15 protein-coding genes are annotated in these 21,926 nt (G+C 55.4%); 8 read left to right on the forward strand and 7 right to left on the reverse strand.

Features of this window, described 5'->3' with window-relative positions; all coding sequences use genetic code 11:
• The first annotated feature begins 175 nt into the window (after positions 1–175).
• Entirely contained in the window at positions 176–1,258 is a 1,083-nt protein-coding gene (locus A3850_RS01275) for a hypothetical protein (protein WP_068213201.1), read from the forward strand.
• Between the two features lie 40 nt (positions 1,259–1,298).
• Here A3850_RS01275 and A3850_RS01280 read toward each other — a convergent pair whose 3' ends face one another.
• The 5 genes from A3850_RS01280 to rfaD form a co-directional block, all read right to left on the reverse strand.
• The gene (locus tag A3850_RS01280; RefSeq protein WP_068213204.1) at positions 1,299–1,787 is read right to left on the reverse strand and encodes a DUF4442 domain-containing protein; all 489 of its coding nucleotides are present in this window, start codon (positions 1,785–1,787) and stop codon (positions 1,299–1,301) included.
• Between the two features lie 75 nt (positions 1,788–1,862).
• Positions 1,863–3,446, reverse strand: a complete 1,584-nt coding sequence (locus tag A3850_RS01285) for a helicase HerA-like domain-containing protein (protein WP_068213207.1) — start codon at positions 3,444–3,446, stop codon at positions 1,863–1,865.
• Positions 3,433–4,338: a DNA/RNA non-specific endonuclease gene (locus A3850_RS01290; protein WP_068213210.1), complete on the reverse strand. Its 906-nt coding sequence runs from the start codon at positions 4,336–4,338 to the stop codon at positions 3,433–3,435. Before A3850_RS01290 ends, A3850_RS01285 begins: the two co-directional genes overlap by 14 nt.
• A gap of 15 nt (positions 4,339–4,353) precedes the next feature.
• Entirely contained in the window at positions 4,354–7,506 is a 3,153-nt protein-coding gene (locus tag A3850_RS01295) for a triple tyrosine motif-containing protein (protein WP_068213213.1), read from the reverse strand.
• Positions 7,507–7,662: 156 nt separating this feature from the next.
• Positions 7,663–8,634, reverse strand: coding sequence for an ADP-glyceromanno-heptose 6-epimerase (gene rfaD, locus A3850_RS01300; protein ID WP_068213216.1), 972 nt, complete (start codon positions 8,632–8,634; stop codon positions 7,663–7,665).
• 99 nt (positions 8,635–8,733) lie between these two features.
• On the opposite strand from rfaD, the gene A3850_RS01305 reads away from it, so the two are divergent.
• The 3 genes from A3850_RS01305 (at position 8,734) to A3850_RS01315 (ending at position 11,119) form a co-directional block, all read left to right on the forward strand.
• Positions 8,734–9,375 carry a response regulator transcription factor gene (locus A3850_RS01305; RefSeq protein ID WP_068213219.1) on the forward strand — a complete coding sequence of 214 codons (642 nt, stop codon included), beginning with the start codon at positions 8,734–8,736 and terminating at the stop codon, positions 9,373–9,375.
• Positions 9,376–9,454: 79 nt separating this feature from the next.
• The gene (gene fbp, locus A3850_RS01310) at positions 9,455–10,459 is read left to right on the forward strand and encodes a class 1 fructose-bisphosphatase (protein ID WP_068213222.1); all 1,005 of its coding nucleotides are present in this window, start codon (positions 9,455–9,457) and stop codon (positions 10,457–10,459) included.
• 90 nt (positions 10,460–10,549) lie between these two features.
• Entirely contained in the window at positions 10,550–11,119 is a 570-nt protein-coding gene (locus tag A3850_RS01315) for a TetR/AcrR family transcriptional regulator (protein WP_068213226.1), read from the forward strand.
• 909 nt (positions 11,120–12,028) lie between these two features.
• Here the strand turns inward: A3850_RS01315 and A3850_RS01325 are convergent.
• A complete protein-coding gene (locus tag A3850_RS01325; RefSeq protein ID WP_068213231.1) occupies positions 12,029–13,537 on the reverse strand; it encodes a VWA domain-containing protein in 1,509 nt (502 codons plus the stop codon).
• Positions 13,538–14,157: 620 nt separating this feature from the next.
• On the opposite strand from A3850_RS01325, the gene A3850_RS01330 reads away from it, so the two are divergent.
• The 4 genes from A3850_RS01330 to A3850_RS01345 all read left to right on the forward strand — a co-directional run bounded on the left by A3850_RS01330 (position 14,158) and on the right by A3850_RS01345 (position 21,106).
• Positions 14,158–15,183 (forward strand): glycoside hydrolase family 43 protein, encoded by a 1,026-nt coding sequence (locus A3850_RS01330; RefSeq protein WP_068213234.1) that lies wholly within the window; start codon positions 14,158–14,160, stop codon positions 15,181–15,183.
• A 101-nt stretch (positions 15,184–15,284) separates the two neighbouring features.
• Entirely contained in the window at positions 15,285–19,385 is a 4,101-nt protein-coding gene (locus A3850_RS01335) for a DEAD/DEAH box helicase (RefSeq protein ID WP_068213237.1), read from the forward strand.
• Between the two features lie 384 nt (positions 19,386–19,769).
• Entirely contained in the window at positions 19,770–20,636 is an 867-nt protein-coding gene (locus tag A3850_RS01340) for a flavin reductase family protein (protein ID WP_068213249.1), read from the forward strand.
• A gap of 59 nt (positions 20,637–20,695) precedes the next feature.
• Positions 20,696–21,106, forward strand: a complete 411-nt coding sequence (locus A3850_RS01345) for a GCN5 family acetyltransferase (protein WP_068213253.1) — start codon at positions 20,696–20,698, stop codon at positions 21,104–21,106.
• Positions 21,107–21,124: 18 nt separating this feature from the next.
• Here A3850_RS01345 and A3850_RS01350 read toward each other — a convergent pair whose 3' ends face one another.
• A complete protein-coding gene (locus tag A3850_RS01350) occupies positions 21,125–21,655 on the reverse strand; it encodes a gamma carbonic anhydrase family protein (RefSeq protein ID WP_068213256.1) in 531 nt (176 codons plus the stop codon).
• Positions 21,656–21,926 lie beyond the last annotated feature (271 nt).

Below are 21,926 nucleotides of genomic sequence, written 5' to 3' on the forward strand. Positions count from 1 at the left end.
TAGAATTAGTGTTAGTATTTGGCCAGGCATTAACTTACCAGGTGTAAATCGGTCCGGCAGTGGTCCGGCTAGGACAATATTTTGTTCCAGCAAGCGCACCAGGCTATCACCGCTCCAGAAAATAGTTGATCTTCGCAGCGATGACCGGACCGTTAACGCGGTAAACCCATTGATTATGTACGAGAATTGGTTAAAACCTGCTAAAATTTCTACGGAGGATTGCGTTCCGTACCAATTGGGAAGCCATTTGAAGAAGAACCCGCGCAAGTGCCCGGTTGTCATTATTGGGCTGGATGAACGCGTGGCTAACGAAACCAGGAAGGCACTTTACAAAACCGCTTTCGATTTTGATCAGCTTAACATTGCCGACCTGGGAGACATCCGTAAATCAACGGCAGCTTCCCTTATTCCGCTGCTCCGTGAGCTTTATACGTCCGGTATAACTCCAATATTGCTGGGATGTTCGACGAAGCTCTTTGAGGCACAGTACCTGGCCTTCAACGAAATTCGCCGCCAGGTAAGTCTGCTGAATATTGATAGTGAGGTGGAACTCGACGTAACGGACGAAGGAAATTACTCCCTCAATGCCGCCGTCCACCGCAAGGGGAAACGGCAGTTCCACCTTACCCACATCGGCAGCCAACAACACTTGGTAGACCCCGCCATCTGGAAACTTTTCGACGGTGCTGGTTACGAAGCCGTCCGCCTGGGCATCGCTCGCAAGGACGTTACCGAGTTGGAGCCACAGATCCGCGACGCTGATCTCGTTGGTTTAAACATCCGGGCCATTAACCACATCGACGCACCCGCTCGGCCGCAACGCCAACCCAGTGGCCTCGACCTGCAGGAGGCCAGCCAATTGGCCTACTACGCCGGGAACAGCGATAAGCTGAGCAGTTTTGGCCTCTTCGGCTTCAACCCGGAAGGTGCTTCCCCTCAGGATGTGGAACTTACCGGAGCAACCTACGCCCAACTTATTTGGTACTTCCTCCAGGGGTTCGCCCGCCGCGCCGGCGACTTCCCGGCCGCCAAGGAAGAAATGCAGAGTTACGTAGTAGCCATTGATGGGAGCCCCGACCTTACTTTCCGCCGCTCAAAGATCACCAACCGGTGGTGGGTAGAAATGACTTCCCCCGTCTCCCGGGGGAGCGAACGCCACCGCCTCATCGCCTGCTCCTACCAAGATTACAAAAATGCCCGCCACGAACAGATCGTGCCCGACCGATTGATCCTGGCCTTTAAGCGGTTTACGCAGTAGGGTAAATTTAAAACCTCACGAGCGCCACCTCTGCGGGCAATCACTTTTTCTTCTTCGTCGTCCACGCAGGAATCACGGTAATGACTGCCGGCACCTCGTCGTCCGCATCACGGATATCCACTTCGATGACAACCTCTCCCTTCGGTTCGGTTTGGATCTGATGCAGTTGCTCATCCGTCAGGCGGGCAATGGCGCGAATGCGGCCACTGGAACGGCGGACAAATTGGGCGTTTACGCTTTTTACTAGTGGGAGACGGTCCGCCGGCAAGTTCATCGCCATCATGGTAACGGCTACGGATTCCGCCAGCGTCATCATCGCACCAGCGTGGACTTGCTGCAGGTGGTTATGTACTTCAGGCTCGTTCGGCACGTGGGCGATCCACTCCTGGCTCGTCACCTTTTCGTAGTGCACCTTACTCGTCGCTACGAAAGGCACCGCCATTTGGAAGGCCATATTCGTTGCCGCGTTCTGGCTTTCTTCGGGCATTTCGGCGATCTGCCGGAGGGCCTCCGCAATAATGTTTGCCATGATCTTTATCGTTTTTAATCGGGAGAATTGCCCCGCGATTAGTCTTTAATCTTTCGTTGTGGTCTGACCGCTAGATTACCACCAGCCGTTACTCTTCCGGCTACGGCTGCGGGATTTGATCCCTAACATTCCAAGGAGCCCCCGTGTGAGTTCCCGGGCCACCGTATTACCAATCTGCCGCGTAGTGGTACTGTTCAGGACCTTATCGAAGGTCGATTTCTCTTTGCTGGAACGGCGGCGCGTACTGGTTTTCTTCCCCTTCTCCCGCTGGGCTTCCATCTCCGCCTGGTGCTCGGCCTCGTTGGCCGCTTTGATCTTTTCTTCCAGGATCTCGTAAGCGCTCTCCCGGTCCACCACCTTATTGTACTTCTTAGCCAGCGGGCTGCGCGCTACGATGGATTTGATCTCCTTATCCGTCAGCACGTCCATGCGGCTGGCGGGTGCGCGGAGGAGGGTACGAACGAGTGCCGTCGGTCTACCCTTCCGGTCCAGGGCCGTGACGAAGGCTTCACCGGTGCCCAGTTCGGTAAGGGTTTGGTCGATATCGTAGTAATCCGAAAGCGGATAATTTTCGCTGGCTAGTTTGATGGCCTTGCGGTCCTTCGCCGTAAAGGCACGGAGGGCGTGCTGCACCTTCAAACCAAGCTGGCCCAGGATGTCACTGGGAATGTCCGCTGGGTTCTGGGTAACGAAGAAGATGCCGACGCCCTTCGAACGAATCAGCTTGATGATGGCTTCCAGTTGGTCCAATAGCGCATCGGTGGCCTCCTCGAAAATGAGGTGAGCCTCATCGATAAAGATGACCAACTTCGGCCGGTCCAGATCACCCTCTTCGGGGAAGGTGGCGTAGATCTCGGCCAGCATCTGCAGCATGAAGGTGCTGAACAACTTGGGCCGGTCCTGCACGTCCGTCAGTCGTAGGATGGATACGATGCCGCGGCCGAGTTCATCCAGTCGGGTGAGGTCGTTCACGTCGAAGCTGACCTCGCCGAAAAAGGCTTCCGCGCCCTGGGTTTCCAGCTCCACGATCCGGCGCATGATCGCACCCGTGCTCGCCGTAGAGATGCGGCCATATTCCTTGCTCACTTCTGCTTTCCCTTCGCCGGTCATGTACTGAAGGATCTTCCGGAAATCCTTCAGGTCCAGTAGCGGTAACGCGTTTTGTTCGGCGTAGCGGAAGGCGACGGCGACGATCCCCGACTGCGCGTCGTTCAACGCCAGCATCTTGGAGAAGAGCACCGGGCCAAACTCCAACACCGTGGCGCGGAGGCGGGCGCCGGGTTCATCGCTCAGGGAAAGCAATTCCACGGGGCTACCGGTCGCTTCGAAGGGGATACCGATTGCGGCGTGGCGCTCATCAATTTTGGGGTGGCCGGGGCTCGGCATCGCAATGCCGGAGAGGTCACCCTTAATGTCCATCAACAAACTCGGCACGCCTTCCTGACTGAGTTGCTCAGCGATGATCTGCAGCGTCTTCGTCTTACCCGTACCGGTGGCTCCGGCGATGAGGCCGTGGCGGTTCAGCGTGCCGAGAGGGAGCTTTACGAGGGCATCCGACACGGCTTCGTCGCCAAGCATGGCGCCGCCGAGCACGAAACTCGGGCCCTTGAATGTATAGGCTTCGTTGATGTGTTCGCGAAAAGCATCAGTCGTTGACATTATTCCAATTTTTAATGCGCTTATCAAATTTTTTCTTGCTGAAGGGCCACAGATCGGGGTTCCCGATGGACTCCAGGGCGGCCTCTACGTCGGCGGCCATAAGCTCGGGAAAAAAGTCGATACCGGCGATGGCTTCCACTTCATCGATACTCATGGCGTACTTCGGCAGGGGTTCGAAGCTGATCTCGTTGGGGATCACAAAGCCAATTCCTTTTTGTTCCGGGTCGTCGAGATCCAGCAACACCTTATAGTAGGCCGTCGGGATGGCCACCTTGTTTTTGCGGCCAATCGTTCCTTTCGGGTCGCTCGTCATCACCGGGCCGGTTACAACGTACAAGCGTTTGAAGCGTTTTGCCCAGTCCCTCGTCAGTTCTTCCAGTTCCCGCCACACGCCCTGGTTAAATTGCCGGGCCTGGGGGCTGATGTTGCTCATGTAAAAAGTTTCACGCGCCAAGTCGGCGTTCCAGGCGAAGTCCGCAAAGGGGGCCAGGTGGCCGCGGTCGTAGCCGGAGCCCCGGTAATCGTAGTCGTCCGCGCTGCCGGTCCGGACGTCTGGATCGGGCCCAAAACGGTCGTTGCGTTTGCTCCATTTCTGGTTCAGGTTGTCGCGTTCCAGCGTGTAGGCGACCCAGTTCGCTTGCTCCCATTCTTCGTTGTAGGAGAGGGTGAAACCTCCGTGTCGCACGATCTCCCCGTCTCCGGCGGCGGGTAAGAATCCGCCCGGTTCAGTAGCCGTTGCGGTCGGTCCGTCCGTCCCCACCTCTGCATCTACGTAAGCGCCAAACAGGTAAACGAGGGCGGCGAGAATGGCTCCGAAAATACTGATCTTGGTGATGGCGCCCCCGGAGACACCGGTGCCTTTGGAAACGTGATTGCGGCGGAGTTTGGCCATGAAGAAGAGAGAGATTTAAAGACGTTTCATGCGGAAGACCAAGGTATAACCAAAACGGTCGTCGATGGAGATTTCCCCGCCAAGTCTTGCGGCGCGCATCTTCATATTATCACGGCCCTGCCCGGTTTTTTCCCGCCGGACGCGCTGCCGTTGCTGGGCGCTGTCGCTGGTGCCGGGTAATGGGTCCGGGGTCTCCTCTTTCTTTTCGCCGTTATCCCGGATGAAGAGTTGGAACTGGTTAGCCGTTTGGGTGAGCTCAATGTCAACGTGGGTGGCGTTGGAATGGCGCGCAATGTTGTTGATGGCTTCTTTATAAATGAAGTACAGATCCTGGCGGATGTTGCCAGAAAGCTCGTTCTCCTCGTCCAGCCCCACGGCCTTGAATTGGTAACGAATCTCGATGGGTAACAGCACCTCATCCGCGTGCTCCTGCATCCGTTGGAGGAGATTGCCAATGGTATCCCGCCGGGAATCGATGCTCCAGATGACGTCGCTCATCTTGGAGAGGGCAGTGCGGCCGGCCTCCCCCACCCGGTCGAGTTTGCCCTGCATTACCTCGTCTTCGGTGCGCCCCTTCAGCAGTTCAGCCTGGAGGGTAATACCGGCGAGCAAGCCGGAAACTTCGTCGTGGATGTCACTACTGAGCTGGGTCCGCAGTTGCTCATTACGAAGCCGCTCCTTCAACTTGGATTGCAGGATGACCAGGACGAGGGACGCAAAACAGAAAAGCACGAGCGCCTGAAACCACAATTTCTCGTAGAGGTACTGACGGACGTTGATGCGTAGGGTGGTTTCCTCCGTACCAAAGTTCCCGTTGGCGCCCGCGCCCTGGATGCGCAGGGTATACTTCCCCGAGCCGAGATTGTTGAAGCGAATGGTCCGTTCATTCGTGAGGGGTACCCAGTCGTCATTGAACCCTTCCAGACGGTAACGGAATTGGGTGGAACTCGGCAAATGACCGGCGGGCAGTGCGAAGGAAATGGCCACTGATTTTTCAGCGGCGAAGACAGTCACCTGCCGCAACTCATCGAGGTTGGTATTGATGATACGCACGTCGTTCCGCCCGTAGACGGTTACTTCGGTGATCATCACCCGGCCTTCGTAGGCCTGGGTACTGAAGTCGCCTTCCCGAAAGACTGTGAGGCCATTCGTTCCCCCGAAGAAGAATCGCCCGTCGGTTGCGCGGTGGTGGCTGAGGGGCGTGAATACGTCGCCGGCCAGCCCGTCCTCCCGGTAGAATCGGCGGAAGTCGTCCGGGTTGAAGGACCGGGTGAGGTGGGTCAACCCGTTATTGCTGGAGAGCCACAGGCCGCCGCTCGTATCCGGCGTGATGCCAACGATCTGGTTGCTACTCAGCCCGTCCACCCGGGAATAATCTTTGAGGGATTTTCCATCCAAGCCGTACGTTTTCAGGCCGGATGTCGTGGCCAGGTAGTAAACGTTGTTGAGCTCAAGGATGCTGGTGATGGGTTCGGAAAAAGCACCAAGGGCGACCTCTTCCGGAGAGGAGGTGAGGTAGGTGAGGTTTCGCGTTTCCGGCTCGAATCGCAGTAGGCCCCGATCCGCCGTTCCGAGTAGAAGTTCTCCCTTCGCCGCGCGGGTGAGCGACTCAATGGCGAAGCCGCTGATGGGCTTGGGGGCGTCTTCCCCCTTCGCTTCCACTACGGTGAACAAATTGGTGGTCTCGTTAAATTCCAGCAACATGCCGACTTCACTTGCGTCGGAGGCGGCGATGTACGTCTTTCCCCTGGCATCCTGCGCCAGCGCCCCTAATGGATAAAGACTGGGGAATACTTGTGCACGTAGGGTTGCCAAATCGACTTGGATGAGAATACCGCCCTTCTTGCGGTCGGCGGATTTGGCCGTGGCCCAAAGGGCGTTGTATTCCGGGTCGTAGAGCAGGCCGTAACCGGCGCGAAAATTGAGCAGTTCCGTAGTGTCCGCGGCGAGGGTAATTTGTAAGGTATCGGGTTGCTCCGCACCGGCGGGAAAGGCGTAGATGTGGCCCTCTTTTTCGATGACGTAGACGGTTCCGTTGTCGTCTTCGCAGATACCGTGGAGGGTGTTCTGGCCAAGTTTATCCTCCGCCCGGGTGGTGAGAAAGGTGCGGACGGAATTGGAGTAGCGCTCGATGACGCCGAGCCCCTCCCGCAGGCCGAGGTAAACCGTTTCGTTGAAATCGAGTGCGGTAGCAGCGGTCACGGCCCGCCCGGTGGGAAGTGATTTTTCGAAGAGGGTGAAGTCTCCGGTGGTGTCCACCAGGTAGTACTCGCTGGGGAAGGCATCGCCAAGAATATCCTCCGTGGCCTGAATGAGCAGTTGCCCTTTTTCGTCGTGAGAAACGGCCGGGTAGCGCAAACCATCATCAAGTTGTGACACTGGGAAGGGAGGTTGATCGCCACCGGGCTGCCAGTTGAAGAGCGGATAACCATCGCGAAAGCTGAAATACACCCCGCCATCGGCCGCTTCGGCAAAGAAATAAAAACGCCGTTGCCCGGCGGTGGATTCGAAGGGCGTACTCAAGATCTCACCAGTAGCGCTAAGATGGCGGAAGCCGTGCTCCTCATCGTAAAGCACGAATTGGCCGTTGGTAAGGGGCAGTAGTTCGACGCGGGGCGCAAGCGTCGTCCAGGCATCGTTGGGCTCGTGAAAGATGGGGGTGAATTGCCGCGCCGGATCCTGCACGTATGGGGTATACTCGTAAATGAAGGTCCCTTCACTGCCGATCGTTACTACGAAGACTCGCCCAAGCGCATCCGTCGTAATCGCCCGCGGATAGCCGAGGACGCCCGTGCTGGGGACGAGTGCTACCTGCCGCACTTCCTTCGTGACGGGGTTGAAGCGGTCGAAGTAGCCGTAGAAACCGCCGGGGGTAAGGACGAACCAGCCTTCATTATCCAGCGAGATATTGCTGATGGCGCCTTCGGAAAGTTGTTGATCTTCCGCCGGTCCGACGCCGAAGCGGGTGAAGCGCTGGCCGTCAAAGCGGTTAAGGCCGTCCATGGTCGCGACCCATAAGAAGCCGTCCTCGCTGATGTAGAAGTCATTGATCTCCCGCTCACTCAGGCCGTCATTGACGGTGAAGTACTCGATGCGGAGTTGCTGAGCGATCCCAATATTGGGAAGGCAGCAGCTGGCAAGGAGGAGTAGGAGGAGAGGGCGAAGCAAGGGGGGATGATCTAATTAAGGATACACTGGTGGCAGGAGCGTGTTATGAGGCCCTCTCCCCCAGCCCCTCTCCAGGGGAGAGGGGAGCAATAATCTACTTGTTATCAGACAATTTAGTTTTGATCTCTTAATACACTGTTTATAACAACTGCACCATCAAAGATATTCACCGGGCACTAGGTATTCGCTGACGTACTCCCCCACCCCTTCTTCGAGGGAGCGGAAGGGAGCGTCGTAACCGGCGGCGCGAAGTTTGCCCATTTCTGCCTGGGTGTAGTACTGGTACTTATCGCGGATATCGGCCGGAGTGTCGATGAAGCTGATGGCTTCTTCTTTACCCATGGCCCGGAAGGTGGCGCGGGCGAGATCGAGGAAGGTGCGGGCTTCGCCGGTGCCGAGGTTGTAGAGGCCGTGGTTCTCCGGTTGCTCGCTCATGAGCCAGATCATGACGTTGCAGAGATCCTTGACGTAGATGAAATCGCGCTGCTGGTGGCCGTCCGCAATGTCATCCCGGTGGCTGCGGAAGAGCTTCATCGCGCCGGTGGCCCGGACCTGACGGTAGGTGTGCCAGACGACGCTGGCCATGCGGCCCTTGTGGTATTCGTTGGGGCCGTAAACGTTGAAAAATTTGAGGCCATACCAGGACGGTGGCGTGGCGGATTCCGCGAGGGCCCAGGCATCGAAGTCGTTCTTACTACGGCCGTATTCGTTGAGGGGCTCGAGGTCACTTACGATGTCGTGGCGGTCTTCGTAGCCCAATTCCCCCAAGCCGTAGGTGGCACCAGAAGAGGCATAAATGAGGGGGATGGACCACTGGGTGCAACGCTTCCATACCTCTTTGGAATAGTTGCGGTTTAGGCGGTCGAACAGTGGTTTGTTGGTTTCGGTAGTGTCCGTCCGGGCACCCAGGTGGAAGACGCCTTTCAGGGGCCACTGCTTTTCGTCCCAGACGGTGAAGAAGTCATCCCGCTCGATCTTTTCGGTGAATTGCTTACCGAGGAGGTTGGGCGTCTTATCGTGGTAGTGGACGAAATCGTCGACCAAAATGAGGTCGGTGACGTTTTGCTGGTTAAGGAGGCCAACGAGGGCACTCCCGATGAACCCGGCCGCTCCGGTGATGACGTACATACGTTGCTATTTAGGGGCACAAAGATACTTGAGGTAACGTTCCTTGTTGGTTTTAGGTCGCCGTGCATTACATTACCTTCCGCAACCAATTGCCCTACTATGATCCACCTCGGAATGATTGAAGACGAACCCATCATGCTGGCCAGCATCGGGGAATGTTTTGAGGGCAACCGGGATGTAGAGATCGTCCTGGCCGCCACCTCTGTGGAGGATTTCCTCGCCAATGCGCCCGAAGATGGCAAGCTCAACACCTTACTACTGGACATCATGCTACCCGGAATGTCGGGCATCGCGGGCATCCCCCGGTTACTGGACCTGGCGCCGGAGTTGGATATCATCATGCTTACGAACTCCGATGATTCGGATAATATCTTCCAGGCCCTGCAGGCGGGAGCCGTTGGGTACATCTCAAAGAAGCGGATCAACCCAAGTATCATCCAGGATGCCGTCTATACGGTACACCGGGGTGGTTCTTACATGAGCCCTAGTATTGCGCGCAAGGTGGTGGCCTTTCACAACCAGCAGAACCGCCGCCCGACGATGGACCCCGCCAACCGCCTCACCCCAAGGCAACTGGACATCGTTCAGGGATTGGTCGACAACCTGAGCTACCGGGAAATTGGGGAACGCCTCAACATCAGCATCGAAACCGTGCGGGACCACATCAAGAACATTTACCGGAAACTACGCGTCAACTCCAAGATGGAGGTGGTGCATAAGAAATTGAAAGGAGAAATATAGTCAGGTAGTAGCGTAGTCGGGTAGTGCCGCACTACCCAACTACCCGACTAAAATCTTCCCGACTAAGAAACTAACAAACATGAACTCCAGCACACTAGGCGAATTCCTCCTCGGCCGGCCCGGCGATTTTCAGTACGAGAACGCGGAGCTGGGTCGCCTCCTAAATGCCATCCGCCTGGCGGGTAAGGTCGTTTCCCACGAGATCCGCAAGGCTGGACTAGTAGACATTACCGGTACGGTGGGTTCCACCAACGTGCAGGGGGAAGAGCAGCAGAAATTGGACATCTTCGCCAACGACGCTTTTATCAACACCCTGACCAACCGGGAGATCGTGTGTGGGATTGTTTCCGAAGAGAATGAGGACATCATCGAGATCCACGGCGCGGATAATCGCAATCGAAATAAGTACGTCGTGGTGATGGACCCGCTGGATGGCAGCTCGAACATCGACGCCAACATTACGGTGGGGACGATCTTTGGTATCTACCACCGGATCTCCCCCATCGGTACGCCGGTGACGATGGAGGACTTCCTGCAGAGTGGCAACAATCAAGTAGCGGCAGGTTTCATCGCTTACGGTACGTCCACGATGATGGTATATACTACCGGCAACGGGGTGAACGGTTTCACGCTGAACCCGGCTATCGGCACCTATTACCTCTCCCACCCTAACGTGACCATCCCGAAAGACGGCGGCATCTTTAGTGTGAATGAGGGCGGCTACGTCCACTTCCCGCAGGGCGTAAAAAACTACATTAAGTACTGCCAGAAGGAAGAGGGGGACCGCCCCTACAAAGGCCGTTACGTAGGTTCCATGGTCGCCGACGTCTGGCGGACGATGCTCCAGGGCGGGATCTACTTTTACCCCGAAAGCACGGGCAAACCCCACGGCAAGTTGCGTCTACTCTACGAGTGCAATCCCCTGGCCTTCCTGATGGAACAAGCCGGCGGTAAAGCCACCAACGGCCACATGCGCATCATGGACATCAAGCCGACGGATATCCACCAACGGATGCCCTTCTTTGGAGGGGATGCGAAGATGGTGGATAAAGCGATGGAGTTTATACGGTTGGCTGGGGAGTAAGGGCATAATGGCGAGAATTGTCTACCGCCGCGGGTGAGTTAGCGGTGGCCATCAGGAATTTAATCCGGGCGTTATGCCTACCTTTCTTTTATGGGCATTCAATATTCTGGCGACGATACGGCTAAGACCGCTCAACCCTGGTTGACGATCGGCTACCGAATATTCAGCCAGGAAGGACCCGGTGCGCTGCACATTGAACGCCTGGCAAAACAGCTGGGCAAGAGTAAATCTTCCTTTTACCACCATTTTTCCGATCGAGAGATCTTCATTTCCAAGCTTCTCGATTTACACTTTAACCGAGCAGTTGCCATCGCTGTTAAGGAAAAGGATTGCGAGAATGCAGAGGGTTTAATTAGCATTCTCCTGGAGCACCGTCAGGATATGTTCTTTCACCGTGCGTTACGGTACCACGCCAAAGAAGAAATGTTTGCTAAATGCATCGAGGCCGTTGATGACGTTACCACCACCGCCGTTAGCGGTGTATGGGCTCGAATCACCGGCCTTGAAATGAATTCATTTCTGGCTACCCGGCTATACCAGCTCCAGGTAGATAGCTTTTTCCTGCGCCTGGACTCCGAAGACTTTACCGCTCGCTGGTTAGCGGCCTACTTTAAAGAAGTAGCGCAGATGGTACTGGAGATACGACGGCTGTCTGCTTAGTCCCAGTAGAATAAGTAGGGCTTATATACCTGAATTATAGTATTTTGGGTATAGCTGTGGAAGGTAGAAGAGAATAATTAGACGCTACCGTCTAATCAGCACTACTTACCGGCCTGATCTTGCGGATAAATTAATCCATAACAATGAAAAGTGCTGCTACTTTTACTTCAACTCCTTTTTTTCGCACGCCTACTGGTCACCGATTTTGGTTAAGAATATCGGCAATCGTTATTGGATCATTCGGTCCGATTTTTATGCTTGGAGCCTGGCTACCTACGGCCGAGGCAGCCCGCTGGTCGCTGGACCTACTGTCATGGCCACTCGATGGAGACACTCGGTACACAGACCCGGACACTCGGTTTCTCTCTGCGCTTACCGGCGGGTTCTTAATGGGCTGGGGAATGATGGTTTGGGGCATTTCCCGGTGGGTGCCCAACGAAGGGCTCAATGCTGCACGTAGGAGCCTGGTCCTTGGGTTTCTGGCGTGGTTTATAACGGATAGTGTGGGCTCCGTGCTAGCCGGAGCAGCATCTAATGTTGGGTTCAACATCTTGATCCTACTGATTGGAGTAGGGCCGCTTTGGTGGAGGGCTCGTGTCTAGAGTTAAATACTCTAGGGGAATCGTGGACTTTCTCCTGGCAGTCAATTTCCCCGTCTGCAATCCCGTCAAGTCGAAAGCGAAATCGTCAGCGTATGCCGTTCGTATCAAGAAGGTATTTCCGACACGGCGGCGACCAATCACGGCGACCATCTCGGGTTGGTCGGATTCTAAGTCTTGCTGGAGAATAACCAAAGGCTGCTCTCTACCAATGAACTGATGCATGACTCATACTTCCCGCCAATTATAACTCCATATCTGGCGTAAAGTCCTTTCCAGACCCCACTTCCCGCCAATTATAGCACCAAAACTAACGTGAACCCACCAACGACAACCCCCGCGTAACCTCCCGAATCACCCCCTTCCGCGCCGGGTCGTAGATCCAATTGGTATCAAAACGGCCGAGGAGGTCGCCGTTGGCCTCCGTGCTGAGGGCGAGGCTGTGGAATTCGGTATTCTTATTCTGCTGGAAGTAGGCCACCTCGTTCAGGACGTCCTGGTCGATCTTGTACATCACGAAGTCGGAGATCATGAGCACGTCCGCATCCTCGTAGTCGTGGGACTTTAGTTGGCGGAGGGCTTCGTAGAGCGCGAGCGTCGCGTCCGTCCCGCCGTAGAAGGACATTTGGAGGAACTTGGCCAACTCATCGATGCTGTTGGCGATATCGTAGAGGTCGATGGTTTGAATGCCGGTACTGAAGTTGATCAGGTAGGCCCGCCGGCTGGAGTTGATGGCCATCTTCAGGATGCCCAAGGTCAGCACTTTGGCGATCTCTTCGGGGCGGCCCATCATGGATTGCGAGGTGTCCACGCAAACGATGAACGGACCCTTCTCACGCTGCTTTACGCGCTGGTGGACTTCCATAATCTGGTCCTCACTCCGCACCAATTTCCGGTCTTCGTAGCGAAGGGTGATCAGACGTTCATCGGCGAATTTCTTCAGGAAGGCCGTCTCCGTTGCCGCGTCGCTCAATAGTGCGGTTTCGGAACTGAGGAGGTGATTCAGGTCATTGGATTCCCGCACGCCTACAATCTCGGTTTTGGCCAGTTCGTCCGTTACCCATTCCTGGCGGACGATCGTTTTCTCGAAGGTCTCCTCCTCAATCTCGATCTCGGCTTCCCGCAATTGGCCCAACAAATCGGCGAGGCGGCGGAGGGATTCTTCGTCGGCCAGTAGGTCATTGTATTGTGCCAGGGCATCGAAGCTGGTGGATTGCCAGAGGTCGCGGCTCATGTCCCACCCCAGGTAGTCGGTAAAGGGGTTGATGATGGACTTTAGCCGGCGGTATTCCTCCACCTTATTGGTGAGGAGATCCACGAAGTTTTCCTTCGCTTCGCTGAATTTTTGGAGTTGGTAGGCCAGGATCTTCGCCTGGAGGAGGGCATCCCACTGCCCCAACAGATCGGTCAGGATGCGTTCGAAGTTTTGGCGGTCTTCGGCCGTCCACTCCGTCACCTCCTTTTCGAAATAAGTATCCAGCCGATTGCGGTAGAACTCAACGTCCAGTTCTTCCCTGGTATAAAAAGTGGTGAGGTTTTGCAGCAGATACGGGTAGCGCGTACTGAAGGCTTTCACTGGCGTGACGCTCCAACCGGATAGTAGGTCCACCTCCTTCACGTAGGGGTGCTTACTCTCCACTTTCGCAAAGGTCTTTTTAATCCAGTAAAGCGTATCCAGCACGATCTGCTGGGTGATGCTTTCGTTGTCCTTACAGACAAACAGCAGTTGGTCAATAGCAAACACTTCGTCTAGGGCGCGGACAAAGTAGCGGGCGTACTGGTCGTTGAGCTCCTCCCCTTCGTAGTCGCGACCCGTCACCTTGGCGCGTAGGTACTCTACGAGGTAGCGGCGGGTGCGCCGGTCCAGGAGTTGGCCGAATTCGATGAAGCGTTGGTATTCTTGTTCTAGGAGGGAGATTATTGGGGGACTTTGGAGGTTAGATTTTGGATTTTAGAGTCGGTGTGTTTTCGACAAGAGGGAAAAGGAGATAAGGGAGGATAGGGAGTTTGCTCCTGCGGAGCTTTCATCTCTTTCTTCTCTACCGTCTTAAACTTCTTTGCGAAACCTGAGGAGCTTTGTAAAACCTTGCTGCGCATATTTCGCAAAGATGAATAAGGAGATTGAGGCGAATGAGAAGATGCCACGCGAGTTTCTTCTCAATCCTCTCTACCGCCTTAAACTCCTTTGCGAAGCCTGAGGAGCATTGCAAAACCTTGCTGCGCATATTTCGCAAAGATGTCCAAGGAGTTTAAGGCGAATGAGAAGAGGCCATGCGTACTTAACTCCAATCTTCCGTAAAGGTTAGCGCTTCTTCTGAAAGTTTACCTTTAGCGCCATAGGGCCGGCTATTCTACTCATTCCGAATTTTGCACCCGCGGCAGCGCCCAAATGGCAGAACAGCGGAAACCAATTATCTTCAAGGCTCATAGATTACACCCATGTTTAGACCTTTACTACTTGGCTTTTTGGCCTCACTACTGTTTACTTCCTGCAGCGAAAAGCCCATCGTCGACGAAGGCAATGACGAACCCGCCTACTCCGGCAACCCCATTTTCGAGGGCTGGTACGCGGACCCCGAAGGCATCCGTTTCGGCGATGAATACTGGATCTTTCCTACATATTCGGACGACTTCGACAAGCAACTCCATTTTGATGCCTTTTCCTCAACCGATCTGGTGAATTGGGAGAAACACCCGAACGTGCTGGACACGACGATCGTGCCGTGGGTGAAGCAAGCCTTGTGGGCACCTTCGGTTATTGAACATAAGGGAAAGTATTACTTATTCTTCGGCGCGAACGATATCCAAAACCCGGAGCGACCTGGGTACCGGCCGGAATATGATAAATATAAGGATGGGGGGATTGGCGTAGCCGTTGCCGACCAACCCGGCGGGCCTTACGTAGATCACCTCGGTGGGCCGCTAGTGGATAAATTTTATAATATGGCCCAGCCCATCGATCAGTTCGTTTATCGAGATGATGATGGTACGGTCTACTTCTTCTACGGCGGTTGGGGCCGGTGTAACCTCGGGCGATTGAATGATGACTTTACCGGATTTATTCCCTGGGAGGATGGCGAATTATTTCATGAAATTACCCAGGAAGGCTACGTGGAAGGGCCCTTCATGTTTAAGCGCAATGGTATCTATTATTTTATGTGGAGTGAAGGTGGCTGGACGAACGGCAGCTACAAAGTGGCCTACGCCACGGCGCCCGCCGTCACCGGACCCTACACCCGCCGGGGCACGATTTTGGAAAGCCAGGAAGGCATTGCGACCGGCGCTGGCCACCATTCGGTCATCAAAGTAAAAGATGAGGACCGCTACCTGATGGTCTACCACCGCCGCCCCATCCCCAACGAGGACCGCGACCACCGGGTGACCTGCCTGGACGAAATGTACTTTAATGCGGACGGGACGATCAAACCCGTCGTGATGACCTTCGAAGGCGTTCGGGGGATCTGACAGCGATAGGTTTGCAGGCTTCGGGGTCTTGACATTATGCTGAACATTGCTAACGCCGGCGGCTTTAACTTGCGCGACTGCCCCAAGCCCCGCCTCCGCCCATGCTACTATCCCTGCACGACCGCCTGAAAAAGGACATTTTATCGCTGGATTACGACGATTTCGTCCACCTCGTCGCCATCATGCTGCAGGGTTACGAAGTGAGTATTTACGATCTATTTCAGACAGCTTTTGTCGTCACTGGCCAGCGTAGTTCGAGCTATACGGAACGGTCGGTGGAGAAGCTATTAAAGCGAGAATTGGTCTACACGACTTGGCGCACCGTGGCCATTTCGGCGCAGTACCGCGTGCCTACCGTATTCGCCGCTCAGCAGTTGCGGCCGGGGCATTTGAAGGCTTTGATTGCGCAAGTGAACCAGCAACGCTCCTTCCCTTCGGGCGATTCACCGCACAGCCGGATGGGCCGCCGGTATGCGGATATCGGTCTGCGGGCCATCCATAAAATTCTGTTGGATAAGTCGCGTGAATTCCGCTCGCTCTACCGCGAGCTCGAGCAACAGACGCCGTACCTGATGTACGAGCGCACGGGCGCGCTCTCCCGCGTAGATGCCGTGCTGGGCACCATCGACTGGCCATTTTGGGACGAGCGGGACGCGGTCTTCCAGGAATTAACCTGGATATCCATTCAAAAAAATTACCGCAACTGGGATGAAGCCACGGCGCAGCGCATGGAGGTTGGGTTTCAGCGCCTTTTCGTCGGGAACCAGCGGCTGCCGGAAATTGCCAGGGCTGGCTTGGTCCTGGCCTGGGGACACTTCCGTGAGCGTACTGATTTATTTAGTGGCGACGACGGTCTGCAATTTTTAGCCGCCATCACCTCGGGCCGCCAACCCGACGCCTTTTCGGTAGAAAGTATTAATCCTACCGGCACCCAATCCGTAGGTTTCGTGGCCGCAGCGCAGCTACTTTATCTATATGGTAAAAAATTAATTGATGCAACTACGCTTTCCACTACGGCGAATACTTTTAAATACAGCAACTACCCTATTTTAGTTAATTGCATCATTGCGCTATCACTCGTTGAAAACGAGCGCCCGGTAGAAGGCGAAAATTTATACGAAGCCCAATTAAAAAGTGATATCCGCCACCCGCTCGATTGGCTCATTGCGCTGCTCTGCGCCGGGTGGATGGGGTACAAACTGCGTACTTCCCAACTCAGCCCCCTCCTTACCATCCTGGAAGCGGGTGAATTTGATAACGTCCCCTGGCTACACGGCGAGATCCTCTTTGCCCTGCGCGCTGTTTCTCCGGCGACCTTCACGGCTCACCAAACTAAGATCGGGGCGCTGACGCAGGTGCCAGCTGAGTCGGGACTTTACGGACTCCTCCCCCAAAAACCAACCTGGGCCTATACCTTAAGACAGCTCCAAAAAGCAACCGCCGCCAGCGCCACCGAAGCGACGGACCCCGAGTTCCGGACCATCTGGATCGTCGATTTCGACAACCAGGAAGTGATGTGCAAGGAACAAAAAATGGGCAAGAAAGGCTGGAGCAAGGGCCGCCGCGTAAAGTGGATGGAACTCATCAACCCCAAAGCCAGCGCCAACCTGGAAGAAGCCGACCAACGCGCCGTGCAGGGCATCTCCATGACGGACGGCCGCATCGTGAGAGCCGGAGGCTACTATTCCGAGGATATGCTCCACGCCAGCTTCGGCCGCATCCTCTACGAAATTGCGGACCACCCCCGCATCTACCTAGGCGACAAACAACGAATCCCCCTCGAACTGAAACGGGCTGAAGCGGAACTGCAAGTCTCCGAAACCGCCGCCGGCCTCAAACTGAGTTTTGACCCACCCGTAGAGCGCGCCGGCTACGTCTGGCGGAAGGATACCCCTACCCGCTACAAAGTGTACCACCTGACGGAAGAACAAGCCCAGATCGCTTTCTCAGTCGGCGAAGGCGTGGAGATCCCCAATACGGAGCGGGATAAAGTGGAGACCGTCGTCGAACAAATCCGCCCCCGCATTCACGTGCAGTCAACGCTGGACCTCATCGACGAAGATCTGGAATCCATCAGCGGTAGTACTAAGCCCTGCTTTCACCTGCTGCCCTTCGGGGAAGGGTACAAAGTGGAACTTTACGTAAAGCCCGTCCCGGAACATTCCATCTACTTTAAACCGGGTGATGGTTTGCCGCGGTCCATCGTCGTCCTGGAAGAAGGCCGTCGCTTGCTGGAACGCAACCTCGAAGAAGAGCGCAACGAAGCCGCAGAGGCCATCCTTAGTTGCCCCACCCTGGCGCGGACGCCGCAGGACAATTACGAATGGGCGATCGGTGAAACCCAAACCGCCCTCCGCATCCTCCTCGAACTGCGCAAACTCGTGCAGGACGATCTCATTTACATCGAACACCCGAAGGGCGAAAAACTGAAGATCGTGGCTCAGGCCGGACAGGACACCCTTGCCCTCAAAGTCGGCAAGAGCCGCGATTGGTTTGAGGTGGATGGGCAACTGACCGTCAACGAAGAACGGGTGGCGAGCCTCCAATCTTTGCTTGAGCACCTTAAAGAACAGCGGGAAAACCCCTTCATCGAATTGGGCGAAGGCGAATTCCTCGCCATCACGGATGAGCTGCGCGATAAAGTCCTAGAAATGGAAGGCCTCCTCCACCAACGGGGCAAAGGACTACAACTTCCCACCCTCGCGGCGGGTGCCTTCGACGCTATCGCCGAGGACCTCGAGGACGTAGAGTTCGACGACAACTGGCGGGGTGCCCTCGACCGGATTAAACTGGCCGAAAGCATCCGCCCCCGCGTGCCCCGCAACTTCAATGCGGAACTGCGCGACTACCAGGTAGAAGGCTACAAGTGGATGATGCGCCTCGCCGAATGGGGCGTCGGTGGCTGCCTGGCTGATGACATGGGCCTGGGTAAAACCGTCCAGTCACTCGCCATGCTGACTGCCAGGGCGGATAAGGGGCCGGCACTCGTCATTGCCCCGGCCTCCGTTACCCGTAACTGGGCCAGGGAAACGGAAAAGTTTGCCCCGGCGCTGCTGCCCGTTCTCATCGCCTCCCGCACCGACGCCCAGCACCTGTCGGACCTTGGGAATGGCGACCTGGCGCTGGTCAGCTACGGGCTACTCCCATTCATCGGGGAAGAATTGGAAGCCAAGGAGTGGGCCACGATCGTCATCGACGAAGCCCAGGCCATCAAAAATGCAGTGACCAAACGCGCTAAAATTGTGCAAAACCTGAGTGCCGACTTCAAACTGGCCACCACCGGTACGCCGATTGAGAATCATTTAGGTGAATTGTGGAGCCTCTTCCGTTTCCTCAACCCCGGCCTACTCGGAGGGAAGAAAGCGTTTAACGAAAAGTACAACCGCCCCATCGCGGTACACGGCGACGAACAGATGCGGGAGGCGCTGAAACGCCTGGTGCAACCCTTTATTCTGCGCCGTCGTAAGGATGAAGTCCTTACTGAACTGCCGCCCAAAACGGAGATCATTCTCGAGGTAGCCCTCAGCGAGGAAGAGACGGCACTCTACGAAGCCATGCGCCGCCAGGCCCTCAAAGAAATTGCGGAAGCCGGCGAGCAGGAACGGCGGTTCAAGGTCCTCGCTCAACTCACCAAACTGCGGCAGGCGGCGTGCCACCCCCGGCTCGTCCGCCCAACTTCCAAGATCGGTTCCGCCAAGCTGGAGCTGGTCGGAGAAACCATCCTGGAGATCCTAGATAATGGCCACAAGGCTCTCATTTTTTCTCAGTTCGTCAAGCACCTGAAAATTGTCGAAAATTGGGTCAAAGGCCAGGGCATCGCCTACCAATACCTCGACGGATCGACGCCGGGCAAGCAGCGGGAGACCGCCGTCAATAAATTCCAGGCCGGCGAGGGCGATGTATTTCTCATCAGCCTTAAGGCGGGCGGCACGGGCCTCAACCTCACTGAAGCCGACTACGTCCTCCATCTCGACCCCTGGTGGAACCCGGCCGCCGAAGACCAGGCCAGCGACCGCGCCCATCGCATCGGCCAGCAACGCCCGGTGACGGTTTACCGCTTCGTCAGCCAGGGCACGATCGAGGAGCAGATCATTGCTCTCCACTCAGAAAAAAGGGACCTTGCGGACCAAATTTTGTCCGGCACCGGGAACGCGGGTAAACTTGGGGTGGATGAGATTTTGACCTTGATTGCGGAGGGGTAAAGGTTTTCGACAAGAAGCCAAAGAGGGGAAAGAGGAATAAGAAGTTTGCTTCCGGGCCATGCCCCTTATCCTTCTTTTCCTCCTTATTCCCCTTGTCGAAAACTATCACGTGCAGCGTCTACTTACCTTTCCAACGAAAATCAGCCCATGACCATCAACGCCACCACCGCCACCGCCAAAGAACTCTACCGCATCATGTCCACCGCCGTTATTTTGACCTTGATTGCGGAGGGGTAAAGGTTTTCGACAAGAAGCTAAAGAGGGAAAAGAGGAATAAGAAGTTTGCTTCCGGGCCATGCCCCTTATCCTTCTTTTCCTCCTTATTCCCCTTGTCGAAAACTATCACGGGCAGCGTCTACTTACCTTTCCAACGAAAATCAGCCCATGACCATCAACGCCACCACCGCTACCGCCAAAGAACTCTACCGCATCATGTCCACCGCCGTCGCGCCGCGGCCCATTTGCTTTGCGAGCACGGTCAGTGCGGCGGGTGCGGTCAACCTCAGCCCCTACAGTTTTTTCAACGTCATGAGCGTCAATCCCCCCATCCTCGGCTTTGCCGTTACGCGGCGGGGGGCGGATAATTCTACCAAGGATACGCTCAATAATGTCCTGGAAGTCCCGGAGGTCTGCATCAACATCGTCGAGCACCGTTACGTCGAGCAGATGTCGCTAGCCAGCACTCAGTATCCACCCGGCGTCAACGAGTTTGAGAAGGCGGCGCTGTCGCAGGTGCCAAGTGAAGGGATCAGGCCGCCCCGGCTGGGGGAAGCCTCCATCAGCTTTGAATGTACCGTAGACCAAGTAATCGCCCTCGGTGACGGACCGATCGCCGGCAACCTGGTACTAGCCAGAATAAAGACCATCCACCTGGCCGATGACATCCTCGGTAATGACGGCAAAGTGGACAGCGAAAAGCTGGACCTGGTCGGCAGGATGGGCGGCAACCATTACGTCCGCGCGACGGAGGCGGCGAAGTTCCTCGTCGCTAAACCCACCGGCCAGCCCGGCCTGGGCATCGACGGATTACCGGAACGCGTCCGCTTCAGTGAAGAACTATCTGGGAATGAGCTCGGCAGACTGGGTAACCTCACCACCCTTCCAACGCCGGAGGAGCTGGCTGCCACCCGTGAAGAAGCCCGCGTGCAGTACGCTTTACTTGATGGGGAGGAGGCATTGGTTACTTTAGCGAAGGAGAGCTTGGCGGTGGGGGATACGGAATTTGCTTTGCGGGTTTTGTTGGTGGAGTGATTAGCAAAGAAGTCTAATTCTCATCCAACTTCAATTTGAAAGTAATTAATTGATATATCATGAAATACCCACACGCTACTGATCCCAATAAAGTGGGCACTTATCCTGCATCAGTGAAGTCTGGTGGGGGTTATGTGTGGGATACAGTCTTGGAATACAGAGTATGGCTTCATCCAGAATTAGGGGCAGAGGATATTTTTGACGGTGATGATTACTTCTACGCATTTGAAAGCCACAAAGAGGCACTGAAATTTTCGTCTTCCGTAAAGGGTACCGAACAGCCTTTAGTACTAGTTTTTCAACAAGAATACATTGACGAACCCGAGCCGGAAACCTATCAGCTTGTTAGACAAGAAAGGATTACAGAATGGGATCCTGCGTGGTTATCGAGAAGCAAAAGAGATGAAAAAACGGTAACCCTATTTTTTGAGAATCCAATTCCTGACAGATTAGACCTGCTCCGACAATAGCGGTATTTACTTAATTTTTCATCCTTTACGTGACTCTTCCACAAACCAACTCGCATACTTAGGGTAAGCCGCCGCAATCCGTTCAATCGTATCCTCTCGCTGCGCCGGGTCGAGGTCTTTAATCTTCTTGGCGGGGATGCCGGCGTAGACGGAATTGGCTTCGCAGTGCATACCCGCCGGCACCACCGCCCCGGCTCCGATGATGACGTTGGACTCAATCACCGCCCCATCCATAATGATCGCACCCATCCCAATCAGGACGCTATCGTGGATGGTACACCCGTGTACGCAGGCCCGGTGGCCGATGCTCACGTCATTTCCAATCGTCGTTCCAGCCCGTTCGTAGGTGCCGTGGATGATTACTCCATCCTGAATGTTGACGCGGTCGCCACAAGTGATGTGGTTAACGTCTCCACGAACCACGGCGTTAAACCATACCGAGCAGTCATCACCCAGGGTTACTTCTCCAATGATGGTGGCAGTTTGGGCCAGAAAAGTGCGGGCACCAATTAAAGGATCGTGACCGCGGACGGGGATGAAGAGAGCCATGGGTGTATAGTCTTTAGTCTGTAGTTTATAGTCTGTAGTCTTCGGTCATCAGCCTGTTGATCTCAGGTTCTCCAGGCGGCCTCAAATCCGAGCGCAGCGACCATTTAAGGTTCCTGGAGCGGCCGGTTTTTAGTCTATAGTCTGCAGTCTATAGTCTGTAGTTTCCGAGTCCACTCCGTCCGCCAAAGACAAGTTTGGCTCAAGGTACGAGTGAAAGCGTGCATCTTATCACCACGCTTTTTGTAGAATCTCGAAGCCGTCGCCGACTAAC

Origin of the sequence: Lewinella sp. 4G2 (assembly GCF_001625015.1) — a bacterium.
Taxonomy (GTDB): Bacteria; Bacteroidota; Bacteroidia; order Chitinophagales; family Saprospiraceae; genus Neolewinella.

Bases quoted from the DNA above. Each gene is read 5' to 3' on its own strand.
- A3850_RS01350 (WP_068213256.1), bottom strand. From the start codon at position 21,655: ATGGCTCTCTTCATCCCCGTCCGCGGTCACGATCCTTTAATTGGTGCC.
- rfaD (WP_068213216.1), bottom strand. From the start codon at position 8,634: ATGTACGTCATCACCGGAGCGGCCGGGTTCATCGGGAGTGCCCTCGTT.
- A3850_RS01340 (WP_068213249.1), top strand. From the start codon at position 19,770: ATGACCATCAACGCCACCACCGCTACCGCCAAAGAACTCTACCGCATC.
- fbp (WP_068213222.1), top strand. From the start codon at position 9,455: ATGAACTCCAGCACACTAGGCGAATTCCTCCTCGGCCGGCCCGGCGAT.
- A3850_RS01335 (WP_068213237.1), top strand. From the start codon at position 15,285: ATGCTACTATCCCTGCACGACCGCCTGAAAAAGGACATTTTATCGCTG.
- A3850_RS01290 (WP_068213210.1), bottom strand. From the start codon at position 4,338: ATGGCCAAACTCCGCCGCAATCACGTTTCCAAAGGCACCGGTGTCTCC.
- A3850_RS01315 (WP_068213226.1), top strand. From the start codon at position 10,550: ATGGGCATTCAATATTCTGGCGACGATACGGCTAAGACCGCTCAACCC.
- A3850_RS01275 (WP_068213201.1), top strand. From the start codon at position 176: ATGTACGAGAATTGGTTAAAACCTGCTAAAATTTCTACGGAGGATTGC.
- A3850_RS01285 (WP_068213207.1), bottom strand. From the start codon at position 3,446: ATGTCAACGACTGATGCTTTTCGCGAACACATCAACGAAGCCTATACA.
- A3850_RS01305 (WP_068213219.1), top strand. From the start codon at position 8,734: ATGATCCACCTCGGAATGATTGAAGACGAACCCATCATGCTGGCCAGC.
- A3850_RS01280 (WP_068213204.1), bottom strand. From the start codon at position 1,787: ATGGCAAACATTATTGCGGAGGCCCTCCGGCAGATCGCCGAAATGCCC.
- A3850_RS01345 (WP_068213253.1), top strand. From the start codon at position 20,696: ATGAAATACCCACACGCTACTGATCCCAATAAAGTGGGCACTTATCCT.
- A3850_RS01330 (WP_068213234.1), top strand. From the start codon at position 14,158: ATGTTTAGACCTTTACTACTTGGCTTTTTGGCCTCACTACTGTTTACT.